This window comes from Microbacterium sp. 22242 (assembly GCF_052045495.1).
Classification (GTDB): Bacteria; Actinomycetota; Actinomycetes; order Actinomycetales; family Microbacteriaceae; genus Microbacterium.
Genome location: NZ_JBQEOZ010000001.1, coordinates 346,847 through 368,130 on the forward strand (window position 1 = coordinate 346,847; position 21,284 = coordinate 368,130).

The 21,284-nt window shown below is 72.0% G+C and carries 22 protein-coding genes and 1 riboswitch; of the genes, 21 read left to right on the forward strand and 1 reads right to left on the reverse strand.

The annotated features are described in order from the left end of the window. Positions 1–96 precede the first annotated feature (96 nt). Genes ACTJJZ_RS01595 through ACTJJZ_RS01615 form a run of 5 tightly spaced genes read left to right on the forward strand, consistent with a single transcriptional unit; the run spans position 97 to position 4,081 of the window. A complete protein-coding gene (locus tag ACTJJZ_RS01595) occupies positions 97–1,182 on the forward strand; it encodes a histidinol-phosphate transaminase (protein ID WP_440719408.1) in 1,086 nt (361 codons plus the stop codon). After that, positions 1,179–1,799, forward strand: a complete 621-nt coding sequence (gene hisB, locus ACTJJZ_RS01600; RefSeq protein WP_440719409.1) for an imidazoleglycerol-phosphate dehydratase HisB — start codon at positions 1,179–1,181, stop codon at positions 1,797–1,799. The genes ACTJJZ_RS01595 and hisB overlap by 4 nt, the downstream gene beginning before the upstream one ends. Beyond that, positions 1,796–2,446 carry an imidazole glycerol phosphate synthase subunit HisH gene (gene hisH, locus ACTJJZ_RS01605; RefSeq protein WP_440719410.1) on the forward strand — a complete coding sequence of 217 codons (651 nt, stop codon included), beginning with the start codon at positions 1,796–1,798 and terminating at the stop codon, positions 2,444–2,446. Before hisB ends, hisH begins: the two co-directional genes overlap by 4 nt. Before the next feature lie 47 nt (positions 2,447–2,493). Further along, entirely contained in the window at positions 2,494–3,240 is a 747-nt protein-coding gene (priA, locus tag ACTJJZ_RS01610; RefSeq protein WP_440719411.1) for a bifunctional 1-(5-phosphoribosyl)-5-((5-phosphoribosylamino)methylideneamino)imidazole-4-carboxamide isomerase/phosphoribosylanthranilate isomerase PriA, read from the forward strand. Beyond that, entirely contained in the window at positions 3,224–4,081 is an 858-nt protein-coding gene (locus ACTJJZ_RS01615; protein ID WP_440719412.1) for an SseB family protein, read from the forward strand. The genes priA and ACTJJZ_RS01615 overlap by 17 nt, the downstream gene beginning before the upstream one ends. Before the next feature lie 31 nt (positions 4,082–4,112). Here the strand turns inward: ACTJJZ_RS01615 and ACTJJZ_RS01620 are convergent, their stop codons facing one another. Continuing rightward, on the reverse strand, positions 4,113–4,493 hold the full coding sequence (locus ACTJJZ_RS01620) for a DUF1844 domain-containing protein (RefSeq protein WP_440719413.1): 381 nt from the start codon (positions 4,491–4,493) through the stop codon (positions 4,113–4,115). Between the two features lie 311 nt (positions 4,494–4,804). Between ACTJJZ_RS01620 and infC the strand changes: the two genes are divergently transcribed. The 16 genes from infC to ACTJJZ_RS01700 all read left to right on the forward strand — a co-directional run bounded on the left by infC (position 4,805) and on the right by ACTJJZ_RS01700 (position 21,183). Further along, positions 4,805–5,407, forward strand: coding sequence for a translation initiation factor IF-3 (gene infC / locus ACTJJZ_RS01625; protein ID WP_440719446.1), 603 nt, complete (start codon positions 4,805–4,807; stop codon positions 5,405–5,407). Positions 5,408–5,495: 88 nt separating this feature from the next. Beyond that, a complete protein-coding gene (gene rpmI, locus ACTJJZ_RS01630; RefSeq protein WP_017202429.1) occupies positions 5,496–5,690 on the forward strand; it encodes a 50S ribosomal protein L35 in 195 nt (64 codons plus the stop codon). 33 nt (positions 5,691–5,723) lie between these two features. Further along, entirely contained in the window at positions 5,724–6,110 is a 387-nt protein-coding gene (gene rplT / locus ACTJJZ_RS01635) for a 50S ribosomal protein L20 (protein ID WP_440719414.1), read from the forward strand. Between the two features lie 83 nt (positions 6,111–6,193). After that, on the forward strand, positions 6,194–6,994 hold the full coding sequence (locus ACTJJZ_RS01640) for a TrmH family RNA methyltransferase (protein ID WP_440719415.1): 801 nt from the start codon (positions 6,194–6,196) through the stop codon (positions 6,992–6,994). Positions 6,995–7,067: 73 nt separating this feature from the next. After that, entirely contained in the window at positions 7,068–7,736 is a 669-nt protein-coding gene (locus tag ACTJJZ_RS01645; protein ID WP_440719416.1) for a response regulator transcription factor, read from the forward strand. A gap of 3 nt (positions 7,737–7,739) precedes the next feature. Next, entirely contained in the window at positions 7,740–9,119 is a 1,380-nt protein-coding gene (locus tag ACTJJZ_RS01650) for an ATP-binding protein (protein ID WP_440719417.1), read from the forward strand. Next, complete coding sequence (locus ACTJJZ_RS01655; protein WP_440719418.1) at positions 9,116–10,090, forward strand: TAXI family TRAP transporter solute-binding subunit; 975 nt, start codon at positions 9,116–9,118, stop codon at positions 10,088–10,090. Before ACTJJZ_RS01650 ends, ACTJJZ_RS01655 begins: the two co-directional genes overlap by 4 nt. A 129-nt stretch (positions 10,091–10,219) precedes the next feature. Further along, positions 10,220–10,987, forward strand: coding sequence for an amino acid ABC transporter ATP-binding protein (locus tag ACTJJZ_RS01660; RefSeq protein WP_440719419.1), 768 nt, complete (start codon positions 10,220–10,222; stop codon positions 10,985–10,987). A gap of 56 nt (positions 10,988–11,043) precedes the next feature. Then, the gene (locus tag ACTJJZ_RS01665) at positions 11,044–11,952 is read left to right on the forward strand and encodes a glutamate ABC transporter substrate-binding protein (RefSeq protein ID WP_440719420.1); all 909 of its coding nucleotides are present in this window, start codon (positions 11,044–11,046) and stop codon (positions 11,950–11,952) included. A 92-nt stretch (positions 11,953–12,044) separates the two neighbouring features. Next, on the forward strand, positions 12,045–12,701 hold the full coding sequence (locus ACTJJZ_RS01670; protein WP_440719421.1) for an amino acid ABC transporter permease: 657 nt from the start codon (positions 12,045–12,047) through the stop codon (positions 12,699–12,701). Further along, on the forward strand, positions 12,698–13,645 hold the full coding sequence (locus ACTJJZ_RS01675) for an amino acid ABC transporter permease (protein WP_440719422.1): 948 nt from the start codon (positions 12,698–12,700) through the stop codon (positions 13,643–13,645). The genes ACTJJZ_RS01670 and ACTJJZ_RS01675 overlap by 4 nt, the downstream gene beginning before the upstream one ends. Before the next feature lie 26 nt (positions 13,646–13,671). Further along, entirely contained in the window at positions 13,672–14,307 is a 636-nt protein-coding gene (locus ACTJJZ_RS01680) for a hypothetical protein (RefSeq protein WP_440719423.1), read from the forward strand. Positions 14,308–14,360: 53 nt separating this feature from the next. Continuing rightward, on the forward strand, positions 14,361–15,413 hold the full coding sequence (gene pheS, locus ACTJJZ_RS01685; protein ID WP_440719424.1) for a phenylalanine--tRNA ligase subunit alpha: 1,053 nt from the start codon (positions 14,361–14,363) through the stop codon (positions 15,411–15,413). Next, a complete protein-coding gene (pheT, locus tag ACTJJZ_RS01690) occupies positions 15,413–17,986 on the forward strand; it encodes a phenylalanine--tRNA ligase subunit beta (protein ID WP_440719425.1) in 2,574 nt (857 codons plus the stop codon). Before pheS ends, pheT begins: the two co-directional genes overlap by 1 nt. A 69-nt stretch (positions 17,987–18,055) precedes the next feature. After that, a riboswitch (TPP riboswitch) is annotated at positions 18,056–18,149 on the forward strand. Then, positions 18,140–18,994: a hydroxyethylthiazole kinase gene (gene thiM / locus ACTJJZ_RS01695; RefSeq protein WP_440719426.1), complete on the forward strand. Its 855-nt coding sequence runs from the start codon at positions 18,140–18,142 to the stop codon at positions 18,992–18,994. It overlaps the preceding riboswitch by 10 nt. Then, entirely contained in the window at positions 18,991–21,183 is a 2,193-nt protein-coding gene (locus ACTJJZ_RS01700; protein WP_440719427.1) for a bifunctional hydroxymethylpyrimidine kinase/phosphomethylpyrimidine kinase, read from the forward strand. Before thiM ends, ACTJJZ_RS01700 begins: the two co-directional genes overlap by 4 nt. The last annotated feature ends 101 nt before the right edge of the window (positions 21,184–21,284 follow it).

Here is a 21,284-nt window from a genome sequence, read left to right on the forward strand (position 1 = left end):
GGAAGCAGTCCCCGACGGGCCGCCGCGGCACCGGCGGGACGACCGCCGACGCGTCACGAAGAGTCACGGCACAGCGTGGCCGCCTAGCATGGCAGAGTGACTGTCTCGATCGAAGACCTACCCCTCCGTGACGATCTCCGCGGGCTGCGCCCGTACGGCGCGCCCCAGGCCTCGCTGGCCGTGGCGCTCAACGTGAACGAGAACACGCATCCGGTGCCGGAGAGGGTCGCGAGCGACATCCTGGACGAGGTCGCCGTCGCTCTCCGCGACGTCAACCGCTACCCCGACCGGGAGTTCACCGAGCTCCGCGAGGCGTTCGCCGGCTACCTCGGGCACGGCCTCGAGGCATCGAACATCTGGGCCGGCAACGGGTCGAACGAGGTGCTCCAGCACATCCTGCAGGCCTTCGCCGGGCCTGGCCGCACGGTCTTCGGCTTCGCGCCCACCTACTCGATGTACCCGCTGCTCGCGCAGGGCACGGGGGCGACCTGGGTGGCCGGTGTGCGCCACCCCGACTATGCGCTCACCGCCGCCGACGCGGTCGCGCAGATCGAGGAGCACCAGCCGGACGTGATCCTGCTGTGCGCGCCGAACAACCCCACCGGCACGCCGCTGCCGCTCGACGTGATCGAGGCGGTGTACGACGCCGCGCGGGGGATCGTGATCGTGGACGAGGCGTACCAGGAGTTCGCGCCGAAGGACTCGCCCTCCGCGCTCACCCTGCTCGAGGGACGTCCGCGGCTCGCCGTGTCGCGCACGATGAGCAAGGCCTTCGCCTTCGCCGGGGCCCGCGTCGGCTACCTCGCCGCCGACCCCGCGTTCATCGACGCGCTCCGCCTCGTCCGGCTGCCGTACCACCTGAGCGCGCTCACCCAGGCCGCCGCGATCGCAGCGCTGCGGAACGCGCCGATCATGCTGGCGATGGTGGACGAGATCGTCGCGCAGCGCGATCGGATCTCCGCCACCCTCGAGGCCCTCGGCTATGACCCGCACCCGTCGTGGTCGAACTTCGTGCTGTTCGGCGGCGTGACGGATCCCGCCGCGACGTGGCGCGCGCTGTACGACAAGGGCGTGCTCATTCGCGACGTCGGGATCCCCGGCCACCTGCGGGTCACGGCCGGCACGGAGGCCGAGACCACCGCGTTCCTGGAGGCTCTGGCCTCGGTAGGATCGGCGTCATGACCGCCGAGAATGCAACCGCGGCGCGGGTCGCGCGCCGCACCCGTTCGACGTCCGAGTCCACCGTCGAACTCGAGATCGACCTCGACGGCACCGGTCAGAGCCACATCGACACCTCCGTGCCGTTCTTCGACCACCTGCTCACCGCGTTCGCGAAGCACTCGCTGACCGACCTCACCGTGCGCTCCTCGGGCGACACGCACATCGACGCGCACCACACCGTCGAGGACGTCGCGATCGTCCTCGGGCAGGCGATCCGCGAGGCGCTGGGCGACAAGTCCGGCATCTCCCGCTACGGCGACGCGCTCGTCCCGCTCGACGAGGCGCTCGCGCAGGCCGTCGTCGACATCTCCGGCCGTCCCTACCTCGTGCACGAGGGCGAGCCCGCCGGATACGAGCACCACCTCATCGGCGGGCACTTCACGGGTTCGCTGGTGCGGCACGTGTTCGAGGCCATCGCGTACAACGCCGCCCTCACCGTGCACGTCCGCGTGATCAGCGGCCGCGATCCGCACCACATCGCCGAGGCCGAGTTCAAGGCGTTCGCGCGCGCGTTCCGTCAGGCGAAGGCGCTCGACCCGCTGGTGTCCGGCGTGCCGTCCACGAAGGGCGCTCTATGAGCGCGGCCGCAGAGAGGCGCCGGCCCACCGTCGCGGTCTTCGACTACGGCTCGGGCAACGTGCACTCCGCGGTGAAGGCGCTGATCCGCGCGGGCGCCGACGCCGAGCTCACCGGGGACCGCACGGCGGCGCTCGAGGCCGACGGTCTGGTCGTGCCCGGGGTCGGCGCGTTCGCGGCCGTCCGCGAGGCCCTCGCCGCGCACGGCGGGGACGAGATCATCGAACGCCGCCTGGCCGGCGGACGCCCGGTGCTCGGCATCTGCGTCGGCATGCAGGTGCTGTTCGCGCACGGTGTGGAGCGCGGCGTCGAGATCGACGGTCTCGGCGAGTGGCCCGGCGTGGTCACCGAGCTGGACGCGCCGGTGCTGCCGCACATGGGCTGGAACACCGTCGAGCCCGGCGAGGGCAGCACGCTGTTCCGCGGCATCGAGGACGAGCGCTTCTACTTCGTGCACTCCTTCGCCGCGCAGTCGTGGGAGCTCGACGTGATCCCGCCGTTCCCGGCGCCGGCGCTCACCTGGGCCACGCACGGCTCGCGGTTCCTCGCCGCGGTCGAGAACGGCCCGCTGTCGGCGACACAGTTCCACCCGGAGAAGTCCGGCGAAGCCGGCATCCGGCTGCTGGGCAACTGGATCTCGACGCTCTGAGCACCCCTCCGAACCACCCGACACGAATTCCCCGACCCAAGGACGACATGAACGAGTTCGCACAGGCACCCTCCCTGACCCTGCTCCCGGCGGTCGACGTCGCCGGCGGGCAGGCGGTCCGGCTGACCCAGGGGGAGGCCGGATCCGAGACGAGCTACGGCGACCCGCTGGACGCGGCCGCCGAATGGGCCGATCAGGGCGCCGAGTGGATCCACCTCGTCGATCTCGACGCCGCGTTCGGCCGCGGCAGCAACGCGCCGATCCTGCGCCGCGTCATCAAGCAGTTCCGCAGCGTGAACGTCGAGCTCTCCGGCGGCATCCGCGACGACGCCAGCCTGGAGGCGGCCCTGGAGAGCGGCGCCGCCCGGATCAACCTCGGCACCGCCGCGCTGGAGAACCCGGAGTGGGCGGCCGACGTGATCGCCCGCTACGGCGAGGCGGTCGCGGTGGGCCTCGACGTGCGCGGCACCACCCTGGCCGCACGCGGCTGGACGAAGGAGGGCGGCGACCTGTGGACGGTCCTGGACCGCCTGGAGGACGCGGGCTGCAGCCGTTACGTCGTCACCGACGTCACCAAGGACGGCACGCTGCGCGGCCCGAACCTCGAGCTGCTCCGCGAGATCACGGCGCGCACGCCGAAGCCGGTCGTCGCGTCCGGCGGCATCGCCAACCTCGACGACATCGCGGCCCTGCGCGAGCTGGTTCCGCTCGGCGTCGAGGGTGCGATCGTCGGCAAGGCGCTGTATGCGGGCGCGTTCACCCTGGCCGAGGCACTGGATGTCGCCGGAGCCTGACGACTCGTCGCCCGTCGGGCCGGCTGCGCCAGCGTGCGACCACGGCTCGCACGGTCACGACGACCACGGCGCGCACGGTCACGACCACGGCGCGGCGGACTCCGCGGGCGTCCCCTGGGCGGGCCGCTCGTTCCAGGAGAACCCTCGCGCGGGCGATGACGGATCCGCGGATCCGGCCCTCTGGGACGCGCTGACGCGGTTCCGGGCAGGTCTGGGCTCGCAGACGGAAGTCGTCGACGCGTTCCGCGCGGCCCGCGTGCTCGTGCCGCTGGTCGCGGAGAAGGGGGAGGAGGGCGTCGCGCCCTCCGGACTCGCGGTGGACAAGACCCAGGAGCTCTCGCTGGTCACGGTCGCCGCTCCCGACGGGCGCACCGTGCAGCCCGCCTTCAGCAGCGTCGACACCCTGCGCGCGTGGGATCCCCAGGCGCGTCCCATCCCCGCCGAGGCGGTGCGCGTGGCGCTGTCCGCCTCGAGCGGGGACGCGGACCTGATCGTGCTGGATCCTGGATCCGACACCGAGTTCGTGCTGCGCCGCCCCGCGGTGTGGGCGGTCGCGCAGGGGCAGGCGTGGGAGCCCGGCTTCCTGTCGCCCGAGGTCTACGCCGGGCTGCAGGAGAGCGTCGGCACCGAGCTCGCCGTGATCGACGTGGCCGTCTCGGCGGGCGACCCGGAAGCGCGGCTGCGCGGTCCGGAGCTGGTCGTCACGCTCGAGCTGGTCGAGGGCCTGGACCGGGAGACGCTGGACGCGGTGCTGGCGCGCCTCGCGCAGCGCTGGGCGGCCGACGACAGGATCGCGGTGCTGGTCGACTCGCTCACCGTGAAACTGCGCGCGAGCGCCTGAGCCGCCTTCGCGGAGCGGTTCAGGCGGCCGGTCAGCTGACCGGGCCGGTCCACTTCTCGCCCGGCCCCTGACCGATCGGGTCGGGGATCACCGACGCCTCGCGGAACGCGAGCTGGACCGAGCGGAGACCGTCGCGCAGCGAGCGCGCGTGCATGTCGCTGATCTCGGGAGCCGCGGCCGTGATCAGGCCCGCCAGCGCGTTGATCAGCTTGCGCGCCTCGTCGAGGTCCTTCTGCGTCTCGGGGTCGTCCGCGAGGCCCACCTTGACGGCCGCGGCGCTGAGCAGGTGCACGGCGGCGGTCGTGATCACCTCCACGGCGGCGACGTCCGCGATGTCGCGCGTCGCCTCGGCGGCGACATCGGGGGACGCGGGGGAGACGTGCTCGTGGCCGTCGGAGGCGGGAGAGGTCACTTCTGCCGACTTTCTGAAGGCGGTCGCCTTCTGATAGACTTCTGCGGGCTCCGGGACTTCGCGTCCCGGCACGAAAGAGGATTCACTTCCCACCCGCGCTTGCCGCTCAAGGCTACCGGGTTCAGCACTCCGCCGATTCACGTCGGCAGTCCGACTGCGGTCGGCCCCGAGGAGACCCGGGGAGGGTGCCGCCGGCGTCTGAGTGCCGGCGGGTGGGACGATTCCGCTTTCGCCCGTGATCCATCCGGATCGCGGAGGCCGAAACCATCGTCTAAGGAGTCCGCATCAGCGATCCCCGCACCAATGAGCGCATCCGCGTCCCCGAGGTCCGCCTCGTCGGCCCCGCGGGTGAGCAGATCGGCGTCGTCCGCATCGAGGCCGCACTGCGTCTTGCACAGGAGGCCGACCTCGATCTCGTCGAGGTGGCCCCGAACTCGAAGCCTCCCGTGGTCAAGATCATGGACTACGGCAAGTTCAAGTACGAGGCTGCGCAGAAGGCGAAGGAAGCTCGCCGCAACCAGGCGAACACGATCCTCAAGGAGGTGCGCTTCCGTCTGAAGATCGAGGCGCACGACTACACGACCAAGCTCAAGCGCGCCGAGGGCTTCCTGAAGGCCGGCGACAAGGTGAAGGCGATGATCCTGTTCCGCGGTCGCGAGCAGTCCCGCCCCGAGCAGGGCGTGCGCCTGCTCCGCAAGTTCGCGGAGGACGTGGCCGAGTTCGGCACGGTGGAGTCCAACCCCACCATCGACGGACGCAACATGGTCATGGTGGTCGCCCCGCTGAAGAACAAGTCCGAGGCCAAGGCCGAGCAGAACGCGGTGCGCGACGCGCAGCGCGCGGCGAACAAGCAGGCCGCCCGCGACGCCAAGGCGCCCGGCGCGCCGGCCGCTCCCGCGCCGTCCGCGGAGTGATCCGCGCGGCGCGCGAAGCCCCACAGACTCCCGCAACGCGCGGGCAGAACCCTGTCGCCCACACGGGCGCCATACGAAGGAAGAGAAGATGCCGAAGCAGAAGACCCACTCGGGTGCCAAGAAGCGCTTCAAGATCACCGGCAGCGGCAAGCTGAAGAAGCAGCAGGCGAACATGCGCCACAACCTCGAGCACAAGTCGAGCCGCCGCACCCGCCGCCTCAACCAGGACCAGGTGCTGTCGAAGGCTGACACCAAGGTCGCCAAGAAGCTCCTCGGCCGCTGACGCGCCCGATCTCACGAACAGGAACACACGAAAATGGCTAGAGTCAAGCGCGCCGTCAACGCTCACAAGAAGCGTCGCGTCATCCTCGAGCGCGCCTCGGGATACCGCGGCCAGCGCTCGCGTCTGTACCGCAAGGCGAAGGAGCAGGTCACCCACTCGCTCGTCTACGCGTACCGCGACCGTCGCAAGCGCAAGGGCGACTTCCGTCGTCTGTGGATCCAGCGCATCAACGCCGCTGCCCGCCAGAACGGCATCACGTACAACCGCTTCATCCAGGGCCTCGGTCTCGCCGGCGTCCAGGTCGACCGCCGCATGCTCGCCGAACTCGCGGTGAACGAGCCCGCGACCTTCGCGGCTCTGGTCGAGGTCGCCCGCAAGGCTCTGCCGGCGGACGTCAACGCGCCGAAGTCGGCTGCGTAAGCACGAACTCTGAGCCCGTCGTAGGGCTCGAAGGGGCGTCGTCCGTGCGGACGGCGCCCCTTCGGGGTCTCTAGACTGTGAGCGTGCTGGAGAACCCCCGATCCCCGCGCGTGCGCGCCGTCGCCAAGCTGACCAAGCGGAGCGCCCGGACCGAGACCGGTCTGTTCCTGCTGGAGGGTCCGCAGGCGGTGCGCGAGGCGCTGTCCTACCGGCCCGACGCGATCGTGGAGCTGTTCGCGACCCCGACCGCGTGGGACAAGCACGTCGACCTGCGCACCGCGGCGGCCGCCGTCGACGTGCGCTTCGAGTACGTCACCGAGTTCGTGCTCTCCGCGATGGCCGACACCGTCACGCCGCAGGGCGTGATCGCGGTGGCCAGGCAGACCCCCACGTCGGTGCGCGACATCTTCGCCGCGAACCCCCGTCTCGTCGCGATCTGCGAGGAGGTGCGGGATCCGGGGAACCTCGGCACCATCATCCGCGCCGCCGATGCCACCGGTGCCGACGCGGTCGTGCTCACCGGCCGCACGGTCGACCTGTACAACCCGAAGGTGGTGCGCTCCACCACGGGTTCGCTCTTCCACCTTCCCGTCTCGGTGGGAGGGGACCTCGCCGACGTCGTCACGCGCGCGCACGCGGCGGGGCTGCAGGTGGTCGCGGCCGACGTGAAGGGCGACGACCTGCTCGCGGCCCGGGCCGACGGCGTGCTCGCGGGGCCGACCGCCTGGCTGTTCGGAAACGAGGCGCACGGCCTCGAGGAGGGGGCGCTGGAGCTCGCCGATCGCGCGCTGCGGCTGCCGATCTTCGGCCGCGCCGAGTCCCTCAACCTCGCGACCGCCGCGAGCGTGTGCCTGTACGAGAGCGCGTTCGCGCAGCGCGCCTGATCGGGTTCCTCATGGGCCGGCTGACAGCGTGCACGGGCGTCCGGAGGGACAGACGCCCGGGGCGAGGGCGCGCATGAAGATCCTGATCGTCGAGGACGACGAGCGCGTCGGGGACGCGCTCGCGGGCTTCCTCGGGCGCGCCGGCTACGCGACGGAACGGGCGATGGACGGGAGCAGCGCCATGGCCGCGCTGGGCACGGACACGGAGGTCGTGCTCCTCGACCTCGGGCTGCCCGACATCGACGGGATCGAGCTGTGCCGCCGGATCCGAGCGGTCAGCGGTGTCCCCGTGCTCATCGCGACCGCCCGCAGCCAGGTGCACGAGCGGATCCGCGGGCTCCGTGCCGGGGCGGACGACTTCCTCGTCAAGCCTTACGACGTGCAGGAGCTGCTCGCCCGCATCGAGGCGGTCACCCGCCGCGCCCAGGCGCTGCCGGGGGAGACCGGCCCGGTCGGGATCGACATCGACGGCGTGCGGATCGACCTGGTCGCGCGCCGGGTGCTCGTCGACGGCGAGCCTGTCGAGCTGACCCGCAAGGAGTTCGACATCGTCGCGGTGCTCGCCCGGTACCCGGGCGTCGCCGTGCCCCGGGAGCGGCTGATCCGCGAGGTGTGGAACACGGACTGGCAGAGCTTCGCGCGCTCGCTCGAGGTGCACGTGGCCTCGATCCGGCGCAAGCTCGGCCGGCCCGCGCTGATCGAGACCGTGCGCGGGGTCGGCTACCGGCTGACGGGGCTCTGAGCCGTGCGCCGCAGGCTCTTCGTCGTGTTCCTGGTGCCGCTCGCCGCGGTGCTGGTGCTGCTCGGCGGCGCCTACGGCTGGGCCACCTCGCGCAGCGTGCAGCAGGCGTTCTACACCCAGCAGGTCGGCGATCTCGGCACCTTCGTGACGAGCGCCAGGCAGGCGCTGCACTCGGGCAGCGCCACCGTGCTGGACGGCGAGCTGCGCCGTTACCGGGAGCTGTACGGCACCAGGGTCGTCGTGGTGGACCGCACCGGCCGGCCCTGGGCCCCGCTCGAGGACGCCTCCCTCGTGCTGGACGAGCCCACCGCGGGCAAGGTGCAGCTCGCGCTGTCCGGGCGGCGCGGCGACCTGCCAGAACCGGTGCTGCTGCCCTGGCAGTTCGCGGAGCAGGCGCTGGTCGAGCCGATCGTCGACGACGGCGACGTGATCGGCGCCGTCGTGATGTCCGCGAGCGTCGACGCCCCGCGCGCCGAGATCGAGCGCCAGTGGATCGTGCTCGCGATCGTGTGCGTGCTCGCGATCGGCGTCGGCCTGCTCGTGGTGGTGCGGCTCGCGACCTGGGTGCTGAAACCGGTGCACCGGGTCGACTTGGCGATGGAGGCGATCGAGCGCGGCGACATGGACGCGAGGATCGCGGACGACACCGGCCCGCCCGAGCTGCGGCGGATGATCCTGCTGTTCAACCGGATGGCGGGGGAGATCGAGCGGGTGGTGTCCCGGCAGCAGGAGTTCGCCCTGAACGCCTCGCACGAGCTGCGCAACCCGCTCAGCGCGCTGCTGCTGCGCCTGGAGTCGCTCGCGACGGGGCTCGACCGCAGCTGGGACGCGGAGGTCGAGGCGACCCGTGAGGAGGGCCGCCGGATGACCCGGATCCTGGACACGCTGCTCGGGTTCGCCCGCGGCGCCGACCGTGCAGCGCTGAGCGAGCCGATCGACCTCGCCGCGCTCGCCGAGCGCCGGGTGGCGGCCTGGCGAGACGCGGCGGCGGCCAAGGGCGTGTCGCTCGCGCTGCACCTCGACGGCCCGCTGCTCGGCGCCGCCGACGAGACGATCACCGAGGGCGCGCTGGACGCGGTCATCGACAATGCGGTCAAGTTCTCGCCGGCGGGCAGCGCGATCGACGTGTCCACCGAGCGCGACGCGGACGGCTGCGTGCTCGCCGTGCGCGACCGCGGGCCAGGGATCCCGGAGGACGAGCTCGCGCACGCGACCGACCGGTTCTGGCGCAGCGCCAGCACCCGCTCGACGCCGGGATCGGGGCTGGGCCTCGCGATCGCGAACGACCTGCTCGCAACGGTCGGCGGGCGCCTGCGGGTCGAGGCGGCGGACGGCGGAGGACTGCGCGTGCTGCTGCTCCTGCCCGCGGCGGAGGCGCGATGATCGCCCGCGCCCGCAGGATCTCCGTCGCCCTCGTCGGCCTGTGCCTGGCCGCGCTGTGCCTGGTGTCGCTGCCAGGGTGCGCGCCGGCCGACCGCGGCTGGGCGGACCGGCCGCAGACGATCGCGGGGGGCGGCACGACCGGCGTGTACTACGCGTACGGCGCGCACCTGGCCGCCGCTCTCTCGGAGCAGCTCGGCGCGCGGTTCTCGGTGCAGTCGACCAACGGATCCGTCGACAACCTGCAGCGGGTCGCCTCCGGCGAGGCCGTGCTCGGCTTCGCCCAGGGCGACGCCGTCGCCGATGCCGCCGCCGGGACGGGCGCCTTCGACCGGCGGATCCCCGTCGTCGCGGTCGCCCGGCTGTACGACGAGTACGTGCACATCGTCGTGCGTGCCGGATCCGACGTGCAGGGCGTGCATGATCTCGCCGGTCGCGCGGTGTCCCTGGGCGCGAAGGGATCCGGCGTCGAGGTCGTCTCGCATCGGATCCTCACCGGCGCGGGGGTCGACGCGGCCGCCATCCGCAATCCGCAGCTCGGCCTCGAGGCCTCGATCACCGCGCTGCAGCGGGGCGACATCGACGGGTTCTTCTGGGTCGGCGGGCTGCCGACGCCCGGCATCGAGAAGCTCGCCGCGGGAACGCCCATCCGGCTGCTGTCGATCCCGCCCGCGGTCGTGGACGCCGTCAACGCGGCCCACGCGGGGGCCTACCGGCAGGCGGACTTCCCCGTGGGCGTCTACGGCGTCCCCTCCGCCACGGTCACGATGACGGTGCCGAACTATCTGGTGAGCAGGGCGGATGCTCCCGAGAGCCTCATCCACGACGTCGCCCGCGTGCTGTTCGACGCGCGCGCGTCGATCGCCAAGGACGTCCCGGCGGCCGCGCTCCTGGACCGGCGGCAGGCGATCTTCACCGACCCGATCGCGCTGCACCCCGGCGCGATCCGGTACTACCGCGAGACGCACGGCTGAGGGGTCGGCGCATTTCTCGCACTCTCCTCAAGAATCCCTCAAGGCAGCAGACAGGAGCGCTCTCCGGCGCATAGCCTCAGGGCGTCACCGCCGGGTCTCCGGCACCGTCGATTCACTGGAGAGTCAGCCATGACCGATGCCCGTGCCACCGCGTCTCCCGGAGCACCCCTTGTGGTGGTCGACCACGTGCAGAAGCACTACGGCGACTTCCAGGCGCTCGCCGACATCGACCTCACCGTGCACAAGGGCGAGGTGGTCGTGATCATCGGCCCGTCCGGATCCGGCAAGTCGACGCTCTGCCGCACGATCAACCGCCTCGAGACGATCACCAGCGGATCCATCACGATCGACGGCGAGAAGCTCCCGGCCGAGGGCAAGGGGCTCGCGCAGCTGCGCGCCGACGTCGGCATGGTGTTCCAGTCGTTCAACCTGTTCGCCCATCTGACGATCCTGGAGAACGTCACGCTCGGCCCGATCAAGGTCCGCGGCATGAAGAAGGCCGCCGCCGAGAAGGAGGCCATGCAGCTGCTCGAGCGCGTGGGCGTGGCGCAGCAGGCGTCCAAGCTGCCCGCGCAGCTCTCCGGCGGCCAGCAGCAGCGCGTCGCGATCGCGCGCGCGCTCGCGATGCACCCCAAGGTGATGCTGTTCGACGAGCCCACCAGCGCGCTCGATCCGGAGATGATCACCGAGGTCCTCGACGTGATGATCGAGCTGGCCGCGTCCGGCATGACCATGATCGTCGTCACCCACGAGATGGGGTTCGCGCGCAAGGCGGCGAACCGCGTGGTCTTCATGGCCGACGGACGCATCCTCGAGGAGGCCGAGCCGGAGCAGTTCTTCACGAATCCGCAGAGCGACCGCGCCAAGGACTTCCTGTCCAAGCTGCTCACGCACTGATCCCGCACCACAGCACCTGCACCACAGCAACCTGCACCACCGAAGGAGAGACGCACATGCTGAAGACACGCACCCTCGCGGGGGTCGGCCTCGCGGTCGCCGCCCTGCTCGCACTCACCGGCTGCAACAGCGGCAGCCCCACCTCGCCCGGAGCCAAGGGCGAGGGGAACACCCCGACGAGCGACAAGCCGCTGTTCGAGGTCGCGAAGGACGTGAAGCTCACGGGCAGCCCGACGTTCGACCGGATCACCAAGAACGGCAAGATCACGATCGGCGTCAAGGAGGACCAGCCCGGCCTCGGCTACAAGGACGCGACCACCGGCAAGCGCAGCGGCTTCGACATCGACATCGCGCGCTGGATCGCCGCGTCCCTCGGATACGACGACAGCAAGATCGAGTACAAGGCGATCCCGTCCGCGAACCGCGAGCAGGCGATCGTGAACGGCGACGTGGACTACTACGTCGGCACCTACTCGATCACCGACAAGCGCAAGGCCGTGATCGACTTCGCCGGCCCGTACTTCGTCACGGGTCAGGGCCTGCTGGTCCGCAAGAGCGAGGACACCATCAAGAGCGAGAAGGATCTCGCCGGCAAGACGGTGTGCTCGGCGACCGGCTCGACGCCGCTGCAGAACATCCAGGCCAACTTCCCGCAGACCAAGGCGGTCGGCCTCGACCTGTACTCGGCCTGCGTGGAGCAGCTGATCAACAAGCAGGTCGACGCGGTCACCACCGACCAGGCGATCCTGATCGGCTACGCCGCACAGGACCCCGAGGAGCTCAAGGTCGTCGGCGAGCCGTTCACGACCGAGAAGTACGGCGTGGGCCTGGCCAAGGGCGACACCGCGATGAAGACCTTCGTCGACAAGATGTTCACCGACGGCGGGGACACCTGGAAGGCGATCTTCGACAAGAACCTCGGCGCGAGCGGCATGAAGGTCACCCAGCCCGCCGTCGAGCAGTAGGCCCCGAGACGGTGCGGCCGGAACCGGGGGGCACCCGGCCGCACCTCCCGTCGACATCCGTCACTCACGTCCCGTCCTGAAGGAGCCATCGCGTGGACGCACTGCTGGGAAATCTCGACCTGTGGGGGCAGGCGATCCTGAACACCGTCGTGCTGTTCCTCGGCGGCGGGGTGCTGGCGCTCGTGCTGGGCACGATCGTCGGCGCGATGCGGGTCTCGCCCGTGCCGATCGCCCGCGCGGTCGGCACGGTGTACGTGAACCTCATCCGCAACACCCCGCTCACCCTGGTGTTCTTTTTCTTCGTGTTCGGCTATCCCAAGCTGGACCTGCCGGAGATCCCGGCGCTGCCGCTCGCGATCATCGCGATCGGCATCTACACCGCGACCTACGTGGCCGAGGTGCTCCGCGCCGGCATCAACACCGTCCCCGTCGGCCAGGCCGAGGCGGCTCGCGCGATCGGGCTGACCTTCGGCCAGGTGATGACCCTGGTCATCGTCCCGCAGGCGTTCCGCTCCGTCGTCCCGCCGATGATGAGCGTGTTCATCGCGCTGCTGAAGAACACCACGATCGCGGCGGGCTTCGGCGTGGCCGAGCTCGCCGCCCTCCGCGCGACGGTCGCCGACTCCGGCAACCGGCCGGGTACCGTCATGGAGATCCTGCTCTGGGTCGCCGTCGTCTTCATCGTGCTGGTGACGCTGCTGAGCCTGGCTCAGCGGCACTTCGAGAAGAAGTGGAGGATCGCCCGATGAGCGGCGCATCCGTTCTCTACGACGTCCCCGGTCCCCGCGCCGTGCTGCGGAACCGGATCCTCGGGGCCGCGACCGTGCTCGTCGTGCTCGCGGTCATCGGCTTCGTCGTCTACCGGTTCGCCGCGACGGGGCAGTTCGACGCCGCACGCTGGAACCTGTTCAGCTACACGCTGGTGTGGCAGGGCATGGTGCAGGCGCTGTGGGCCACCGTCAGCGCGTTCCTCGCCGCTGCGGTCGGCAGCCTCGTGCTCGGCTTCGTGCTCGCGCTCGGCCGGCTCTCGGAGCACGCCTGGCTGCGGGTGCCGGTCACGGTCGTGGTCGAGCTGCTGCGCGCCGTGCCGGTGCTGGTCATGATGATGATCTTCTACTACGGCATCAACTCGATCCCCGGCGGTGCCGTCAAGATGACGCCGTACGCCGCGGTCGTGATCGGCCTGGTGCTCTACAACGGCTCCGTGCTCGCCGAGGTGCTCCGTGCCGGCATCGAGTCCCTGCCGCGCGGGCAGAAGGAGGCCGGGTACGCCATCGGGCTGCGCAAGTCCGGTGTGATGGCGTTCATCCTGCTGCCGCAGGCGATCAGGGCGATGCTGCCGGTCATCGTCGCGCAGCTGGTGGTGACGCTCAAGGACACGGCGCTCGGCTTCATCATCACCTACCCCGAGCTGATCTACTACGCGAAGTACCTGAGCTCGCAGCCGGGTCGCCCGCTGCTGCAGGCCGGGCTGATCGTCGCCGTCATCTACATCGCGATGTGCCTGATCCTGTCCGGTGTCGCGAAGTGGCTCGAAGGACGCACCCGGCGCTCGCCGAAGGTGAGGGGCTACCTGTCCGACTCCGGCGACCACGACCCGCGGATCCATGACGGCAGCACGGTGACGGAGGTCATCGCCATGCAACGCGGGGCCGGGAAGTTCGACGGCACCGGCGCCGGTCCCCGCGTCTGAGCGGGCGCTCCCGTAGCATCGGGACGATGCACGTCGAACCCGTCTCGGAGCATCCGGCCGCCGTGAGCCGGACCCTCGAGCAGTGGCTGGATCCGGTTCTCGCCGCCTCCTGCCCGCCGGAATTCGGCACGCGCCTGCGCGAGATCGCGGACGCCAGGGCCGGCAGGGCGGCGATGTGGGCCGCGTTCGCGAGTCTCGGCGCCTCTGCCGCGCTGTTCTCGCTCGTGATGCTCGTCGTGACGGGGCAGGTCGCCCCCACGCTGCCGTGGGCGATCGTTGGCGTCGTCGTGGCTGTCACGAGCGTGCTGCTCCTGCGCCGGACGCACCGCTGGATCCCGCGACCCGGCGCCTCGGTCTCCACTCGCGGACCGGGCAGCCTGCGTGGCGGCCTGTGGGCGGCGGGCACGATCCTGTTCTTCGTCAACGTCTTCCTCGTGATCAGCGCGTTCACGACCGGCCAGGCGACCGCCCTCGTCCTGGTCGATCTCGGGCTGGTGCTCCTGCTGGTGTCCGGCTTCGTCGTCCCGCCCGCCATCCTCGGCTCGGCCCGGCCGGCCCTGCGCCGGCAGGCGGCCCGGGATCCGCGGCTCATGGCGACCCTGGAACGCGAGCGCGTCACGTGGGCGCCCGACCGGCGCACCGGCATGTTCGGCCCGCTCTGACGGAGTCCGCCCCGGCACGGGCCCGTTCCGGCGCGCCGGTAGACTCGACTCTCGTGTCCGACAACGCACAGACCACTCCTGACATCAGCCCCGAGGCGGTGGAGACCGCCGTCGAGGCCGCGCTCGCCGCGATCGGGTCCGCGGCCGACACCGCTCAGCTCAAGGCTGCGCGTGCCGCGCACGTCGCGGAGGGCTCGCCGCTCGCGATCCTGAACGCGTCGATGCGTCAGGTCGCGCCCGAGCACAAGGCCGCCTTCGGCAAGCTCATCGGACAGGGCCGCGGCCGTGTCACGCAGGCGCTCGCCGCGAAGGAGGCCGAGCTCGCGGCCGCCGAGACCGCGGCCCGCCTGGAGGCCGAGCGCGTGGACATCACGGCGGTCGCCTCGCGCACCCGCGTGGGCGCCAGGCACCCGCTCACGCTGCTGCAGGAGCAGATCTGCGACGTGTTCGTCGGGATGGGCTGGGAGATCGCGGAGGGCCCCGAGCTCGAGCACGAGTGGTTCAACTTCGACGCGCTGAACTTCGACGTCGACCACCCCGCGCGCCAGGAGCAGGACACGTTCTACGTGGATCCCTCCTCCCGCCACCTCGTGATGCGCACGCACACCAGCCCGGTGCAGGTGCGCTCGATGCTCGATCGCGAGCTGCCGATCTACGTGCTCTGCCCTGGCCGGGTCTACCGCACCGACGAGTTCGACGCCACGCACCTGCCCGTGTTCACCCAGTTCGAGGGCCTCGTCGTGGACAAGGGCATCTCGATGGCGCACCTCAAGGGCACGCTCGACCACGTCGCGCGCCAGCTGTTCGGCCCGGAGGCGAAGACCCGCTTCCGCACCAACTACTTCCCGTTCACGGAGCCCTCCGCCGAGCTCGACCTGTGGCACCCGACCTTCAAGGGCGGCGCGCGCTGGATCGAGTGGGGCGGCTGCGGCATGGTCAACCCCAACGTGCTGCGCGCGGCCGGGATCGACCCCGACGTGTACAGCGGCTTCGCGTTCGGCATGGGGGTCGAGCGCGCGCTCATGTTCCGCAGCGACGTGCAGGACATGCGCGACATGGCCGAGGGCGATGTCCGTTTCAGCGAGCAGTTCGGGATGGTGGTGTGATGCGCGTCCCGCTTTCGTGGCTGCGTGAGTACGTGGACGTGGCCGAGGACGTCACGCCGGACGACGTCTTCGCGGCGCTCGTCTCGGTCGGCTTCGAGGAGGAGGAGCTGATCGGCTTCGACATCTCGGGCCCCGTCGTCGTCGGTCAGGTGCTCTCCTTCGAGGAGGAGCCGCAGTCCAACGGCAAGACGATCCGCTGGTGCCAGGTCGACGTGGGCCCGCTCCCGGTCGCTGAGCCTGTCGAAGCGACAGGGACCGATCACGATGTCCGCGGCATCGTCTGCGGCGCGAGCAACTTCGCCGTCGGCGACAAGGTCGTGGTGACGCTGCCCGGCGCCGTGCTGCCCGGCCCGTTCCCGATCGCCGCCCGCAAGACCTACGGGCACGTCTCCGACGGCATGATCGCCTCGGCCCGCGAGCTGGGGCTGGGCGACGAGCACAACGGGATCCTGATCCTGTCCGAGCTCGGCATCGACGCGCCCGTCGGCACCGACGCGATCGCGCTGCTGGGACTGGACGACGTCGCCGTCGACATCAACGTGACGCCCGACCGCGGCTACGCGTTCTCGCTCCGCGGCGTGGCCCGCGAGTACGCGCATGCCACCGGAGCGACGTTCCGCGACCCGGCCGATCGCGACTTCGCCGAGCTGCAGCCCGGCACCGGGTTCACGGCCGTCGTCGACGACACGGCGCCGATCCGGGGCAACGTCGGCGCGACCGAGTTCGTCACGCGTGTGGTGCGCGGCGTGGATCCGTCCCGGCCCACCCCGCCGTGGATGATCGCCCGGCTCACGCTCGCCGGCATGCGCTCGCTCGGCGTGCTCATCGACATCACCAACTACGTGATGCTCGAGCTCGGCAACCCCGTGCACGGCTACGACCTGGACAAGCTCGACGGCGGCATCGTGGTCCGCCGTGCGACGCCCGGGGAGACCATGGTCACCCTGGATGGCCAGCAGCGCACGCTCAGCGGCGAGGACCTGCTCATCACCGACGCGTCAGGCCCGATCGGCCTCGCCGGCGTGATGGGCGGCGGCACCACCGAGATGAGCTGCACCACCCGCAACGTGCTGATCGAGGCGGCGACGTTCGACCCGATCACGATCGCGCGCACCGCCCGCCGGCACAAGCTGCCCAGCGAGGCCTCCAAGCGGTTCGAGCGCGGCGTGGATCCGCTCATCCCGTTCGCCGCCGCGCGCCGGGTCGCCGACCTCATGGTCTCCCTCGCCGGCGGCACCCTCACGGAGGAGGGCGGTGCGCTCTTCGCCGAGGTGCAGATCGAGGGGATCGACCTGCCTGCGGGCTTCGTGCAGGGCCTCATCGGCGTGGACTATGCGGACGAGGAGGTCGTCGGCGCGCTCGAGACGATCGGCGCCGAGATCACCGCGGTCGACGGCGGCTGGCAGGTCATCCCGCCGACCTGGCGCCCCGACCTCACCGACAAGTGGACGCTGGCCGAGGAGGTCGCGCGCATCCACGGTCTGGACCGGATCCCGTCCGTCCTGCCCACCCCGCCGTCCGGTCGCGGCCTCACCGAGCTGCAGCAGGGACGCCGTCGCGTGGCGAACGCCCTCGCCGCGGCCGGCCTCGTGGAGACGCCGGCGTTCCCGTTCACGACGCAGGAGCAGAACGACCTGCACGGATCCGCGACCGGCGGCACGCTGCCGGGCGTGCGCCTGACGAACCCGCTGGACGGCCAGACGCCGTACCTGCGGCGCTCGCTGGTCCCGGGGCTGCTGCAGACCGCGCATCGCAACATCGCGCGCGGGCTCGTCGATCTCGCGCTGTTCGAGATCGGCGTGGTGTTCCTGCCCGAGCCGGGTGCCGTCTACGGAACCGACGAGGTGCCGCCGCTCGGCGTCCGCCCCTCGGACGAGACCCTCGCGGCGCTGAACGCCTCGATCCCGCCGCAGGCGCGCCACGTCGCCGCCCTGTTCTCCGGCCATGTCACGCCCCGCCAGCCGGGCCGTGCCGCCGAGGAGTACGGGCTCAGCGAGGCGCTGGACGCCGTGCGCGTGATCGCCGACGCCGCCGGTGTCGCGATCGACGTCGTGCAGGGCAGCCGCGCGGCGCTGCACCCCGGGCGCACCGGCGTGCTGCAGGTGCGCGAGGCGGCAACCCCGGCGACGGGCTCAGGGGCCGGGACGATCGAGGTCGGCTATGTCGGCGAGCTGCACCCGCAGGTGGCGGCCGATGCCGACCTCCCGGGTCGTGCGGTGGTGCTCGAGCTCGACCTCGACCTGGTGCTGTCGCTCGCGGGCGAGCGCGTGGTCGCCGCCTCGCTGTCGCCGTATCCGGCCGCGACCCAGGACGTGTCGCTGGTGGTGGCCGCGAACGTTCCGGCCGGCGAGCTCGGGGCCGCCCTCCGCGAGGGCGCCGGTGCGCTGCTGGAGTCGATCCGTCTCGTCGACGACTACCGCGGCGAGGGCGTTCCGGCCGGATCCAAGAGCCTGACCTTCGCGCTGCGGTTCCGCGCCGACGACCGCACCCTGACCGCGGCAGAGGCGAGCGAGGCCAAGCTCGCCGGTGTCGCCGTCGCGGCGGAGCGATTCGGAGCCGCGATCCGCGACTGACTCGCATCGCGATCCGTCACGAAGACGCCCCGGCCCGCCTGCGGACCGGGGCGTCTGGCTAGACTGACCGGCAGTGACACGGGGTGCCGCGACCGCGGCTGAGATCACACCCGTCGAACCTGATCTAGGTCGTACTAGCGAAGGGATGTCGTGATGAACGCGCGTCTGGAAACGTCCTCCGAGTCCGTGGCGGGAAGCGCCGCGAACCTCCTCTCCGTGCTGCGGGCGGACCCCCCGCTCGTGCAGTGCATCACGAACGCGGTGGTGACCGGCTTCACCGCCAACGTCCTGCTCGCGCTCGGCGCGGCACCGGCCATGGTGGACATCACGGGCGAAGCGGGCGGCTTCGCCGCGATCGCGTCCGGGGTGCTGGTGAACCTCGGCACGCCCACGCCCGAGCAGCGCGCCGCGATGCGGGAGGCCGTCGGCGGGGCCGGCACCGCCGGCACGCCGTGGGTGCTGGACCCGGTCGCGGTCGGCGCCCTCCCGGTGCGGACGGCTCTCGCGCACGACCTCCTGGCGCTGCGTCCGACGGTGATCCGCGGCAACGCCTCGGAGATCCTCGCGCTCGCCGGCCGCACCCTGGGCGGTCGCGGCGTGGACGCGCTGGACGGCACAGAGGCGGCCGCCGACGCCGCGCGCGAGCTCGCGGGCCGCACCGGGGGAGCGGTCGCGGTGTCCGGTCCGGTCGACCTCGTCGTCGACGCCGACACCGAGATCCGGATCGCCAACGGCGACGCCCTGCTCACCCGCGTCACCGGCGGCGGCTGCGCACTCGGCGCCGTGATGGCGGCCTTCCTGGGCGCGGCGCGGCAGACCGGCGACACGCCTCTCATCGCCGCCTCCGCCGCGACCCTGGTCTACACGGTCGCCGCAGAGGACGCCGCGCGCGGCGCGGCAAGGCCCGGATCCTTCGCGGTCCGGCTGCTGGACGCCCTCGCCGCGGTCCAGCCGTCGGAGCTCGCCGCGCGGGCGCACGTCGACGCCGTGCGGGCGGTCGCGGCATGAGCCGCCTCGACCAGGACGACCTGGCCCTCTACCTCGTCACCGATCCCGGCCTGTGCGGCGAGCGCGGGGTCCCGGCGGTCGTCGACGCCGCCGTCGCGGGCGGCGTCCGTATCGTGCAGCTGCGCGACAAGCACGCCGACGACGCCGCGATCGTGGCCCAGCTGATCGAGCTCTCCGCGGTGATCGCCGGACGCGCGCTGCTGCTCGTGGACGACCGGCTCGAGGCGCTCGTCGAGGCGCGCCGCCGCGGATCGCGCGTGGACGGGATCCATCTCGGGCAGTCCGACGCGGCCGTGACGACCGCTCGCGCGCTGCTCGGGCCCGACGCGATCATCGGGCTCACCGCGAACCAGCCCGCCCACCTCGACGCCGTGCGGGCGCTGCCCGAGGGCGTCGTCGACTACCTCGGCACGGGCGTGATCCATCCCACCCGCACCAAGCCCGATCATCCGCCGGAGCTCGGCGTGGACGGCTTCGCGGCGTTCGCGTCCGCGAGCCCGCTGCCCTGCGTCGCGATCGGCGGCATCGGCCCGGACGATGCGGCGCCGCTGCGCCGTGCGGGTGCGGCGGGGGTCGCGGTCGTCTCCGCCGTGTGCGCCGCTCCGGATCCGGAGGCCGCCGCACGGGACCTGCTGCGCGCCTGGGGGAGCGGCGGCGTGCCGCGCGTCCTCAGCATCGCGGGCAGCGACCCCTCCGGAGGGGCCGGGATCCAGGCCGACCTCAAGTCGATCGCCGCGAACGGCGGCTACGGCATGGCCGCGGTCACCGCGCTCACGGCGCAGAACACCCGCGGCGTGACCGGGGTGCATGTGCCGCCCGCGGAGTTCCTCCGCGCCCAGCTCGACGCCCTCTCCGCCGACGTGCGGATCGACGCGGTGAAGATCGGCATGCTCGCCGGTGCCGGAGTGATCGCGGAAGTCGGATCCTGGCTGCGCGCCCAACGCCCTCCGACGGTGGTGCTGGATCCGGTCATGGTCGCGACGAGCGGGGACCGGCTGCTCGGCACCGACGCCGAGCAGGCGCTGCGGGCGCTGCTGCCGCTCGCCGACCTGATCACGCCGAACCTGCCCGAGCTCGCGGTGCTGGTGCGCGAGGAGCCGGCAAGGACCTGGCCCGAGGCCCTCGCCCAGGCCGGACGGCTCGCCGCGGCCACCGGATCCCTGGTCCTCGTCAAGGGCGGCCATCTCGACGGCGATGAGGCCCCGGACGCGCTGGTCGGGTCCGAGGGGGTTCTCCGCGAGTATCCGGGTGGGCGGATCCGCACGCGCAGCACGCACGGCACCGGCTGCTCGCTGTCCTCCGCGCTCGCCACCCGCCGCGCCGTCGGCGGCGAGTGGGGCGAGGCGGTCGCCGAGGTCCGTGCCTGGCTGCGCGAGTCCATCGCCGCCGGCGAGGGGCTGCGGGTGGGATCCGGCCACGGCCCCGTGCACCACTTCGCCGGGCTCTGGCAGCGCGCCGGACTGACGGTGGAACCGGCGCCGGAACCTTCGCCGGAACCGGACGCGGAACGCGCATCGGAACCGGAACGCGCATCGGCATCGGTCGTGACCGAGTGGTGGGACCGCATCGCGCCGGTGCGCCAGGCGATCGACGACCTGCCGTTCCTCCGCCGCCTCGCCGACGGCTCTCTGCCGGAGGCAGCGTTCCGGGAGTACATCGCTCAGGACGCGCTGTACCTCGGCGAGTTCGCCGCGCTCCTCGCCGAGGCCGCCCGGATCGCTCCGCACCCGGAGGACCGGGAGTTCTGGGCGGGCCGCTCGGAGGAGTGCCTGCGCGGCGAGCTGCAGCTGCACGCACGCTGGCTGTCGCCCGCCGCCGCAGACGGGGCGGTGCTCCGAGGGGATCCCGCCCCGGCCACGACCGCGTATCTCGCGCACCTGCGGGAGGCGGCGACCGCCGCCGACTACCGCGTGCTCATCGCGGCGCTGCTGCCCTGCTACACGATCTACGCCGACGTCGGCACGCGGCTGCACGCCGTCGCGGGAGGGGATCCGGATCACCCGTTCGCGTCCTGGCTCGACGAGTACGCCGACCCCGCGTTCGCGCTCGCGAGCGAGGCTGCGGTCCGGATCGTGTCCGCCCATGCCGCGGCCGCGGATCCGGAGACCCGCTCCCGGATGCAGGCGGCCTTCGAACGGTCGGCCGAGCACGAGCACGCCTTCTTCGCGGCCGCCGGGCCCGAACTCTGAGGGCTCGGCGGCGGCCGTCCGCGGTGGGGTGGGACGCTCGATTTGGCCGAGCGCCCCACCCCGCGATATCGTCGCGGCATGCTTCCGGCTCCGCACACGAC

Bases quoted from the DNA above. Each gene is read 5' to 3' on its own strand.
- ACTJJZ_RS01660 (WP_440719419.1), top strand. From the start codon at position 10,220: ATGACCGATGCCCGTGCCACCGCGTCTCCCGGAGCACCCCTTGTGGTG.
- ACTJJZ_RS01655 (WP_440719418.1), top strand. From the start codon at position 9,116: ATGATCGCCCGCGCCCGCAGGATCTCCGTCGCCCTCGTCGGCCTGTGC.
- hisB (WP_440719409.1), top strand. From the start codon at position 1,179: ATGACCGCCGAGAATGCAACCGCGGCGCGGGTCGCGCGCCGCACCCGT.
- ACTJJZ_RS01675 (WP_440719422.1), top strand. From the start codon at position 12,698: ATGAGCGGCGCATCCGTTCTCTACGACGTCCCCGGTCCCCGCGCCGTG.
- ACTJJZ_RS01615 (WP_440719412.1), top strand. From the start codon at position 3,224: ATGTCGCCGGAGCCTGACGACTCGTCGCCCGTCGGGCCGGCTGCGCCA.
- hisH (WP_440719410.1), top strand. From the start codon at position 1,796: ATGAGCGCGGCCGCAGAGAGGCGCCGGCCCACCGTCGCGGTCTTCGAC.
- ACTJJZ_RS01700 (WP_440719427.1), top strand. From the start codon at position 18,991: ATGAGCCGCCTCGACCAGGACGACCTGGCCCTCTACCTCGTCACCGAT.
- pheT (WP_440719425.1), top strand. From the start codon at position 15,413: ATGCGCGTCCCGCTTTCGTGGCTGCGTGAGTACGTGGACGTGGCCGAG.
- ACTJJZ_RS01645 (WP_440719416.1), top strand. From the start codon at position 7,068: ATGAAGATCCTGATCGTCGAGGACGACGAGCGCGTCGGGGACGCGCTC.
- rplT (WP_440719414.1), top strand. From the start codon at position 5,724: ATGGCTAGAGTCAAGCGCGCCGTCAACGCTCACAAGAAGCGTCGCGTC.
- rpmI (WP_017202429.1), top strand. From the start codon at position 5,496: ATGCCGAAGCAGAAGACCCACTCGGGTGCCAAGAAGCGCTTCAAGATC.
- ACTJJZ_RS01665 (WP_440719420.1), top strand. From the start codon at position 11,044: ATGCTGAAGACACGCACCCTCGCGGGGGTCGGCCTCGCGGTCGCCGCC.
- ACTJJZ_RS01680 (WP_440719423.1), top strand. From the start codon at position 13,672: ATGCACGTCGAACCCGTCTCGGAGCATCCGGCCGCCGTGAGCCGGACC.
- thiM (WP_440719426.1), top strand. From the start codon at position 18,140: ATGAACGCGCGTCTGGAAACGTCCTCCGAGTCCGTGGCGGGAAGCGCC.
- priA (WP_440719411.1), top strand. From the start codon at position 2,494: ATGAACGAGTTCGCACAGGCACCCTCCCTGACCCTGCTCCCGGCGGTC.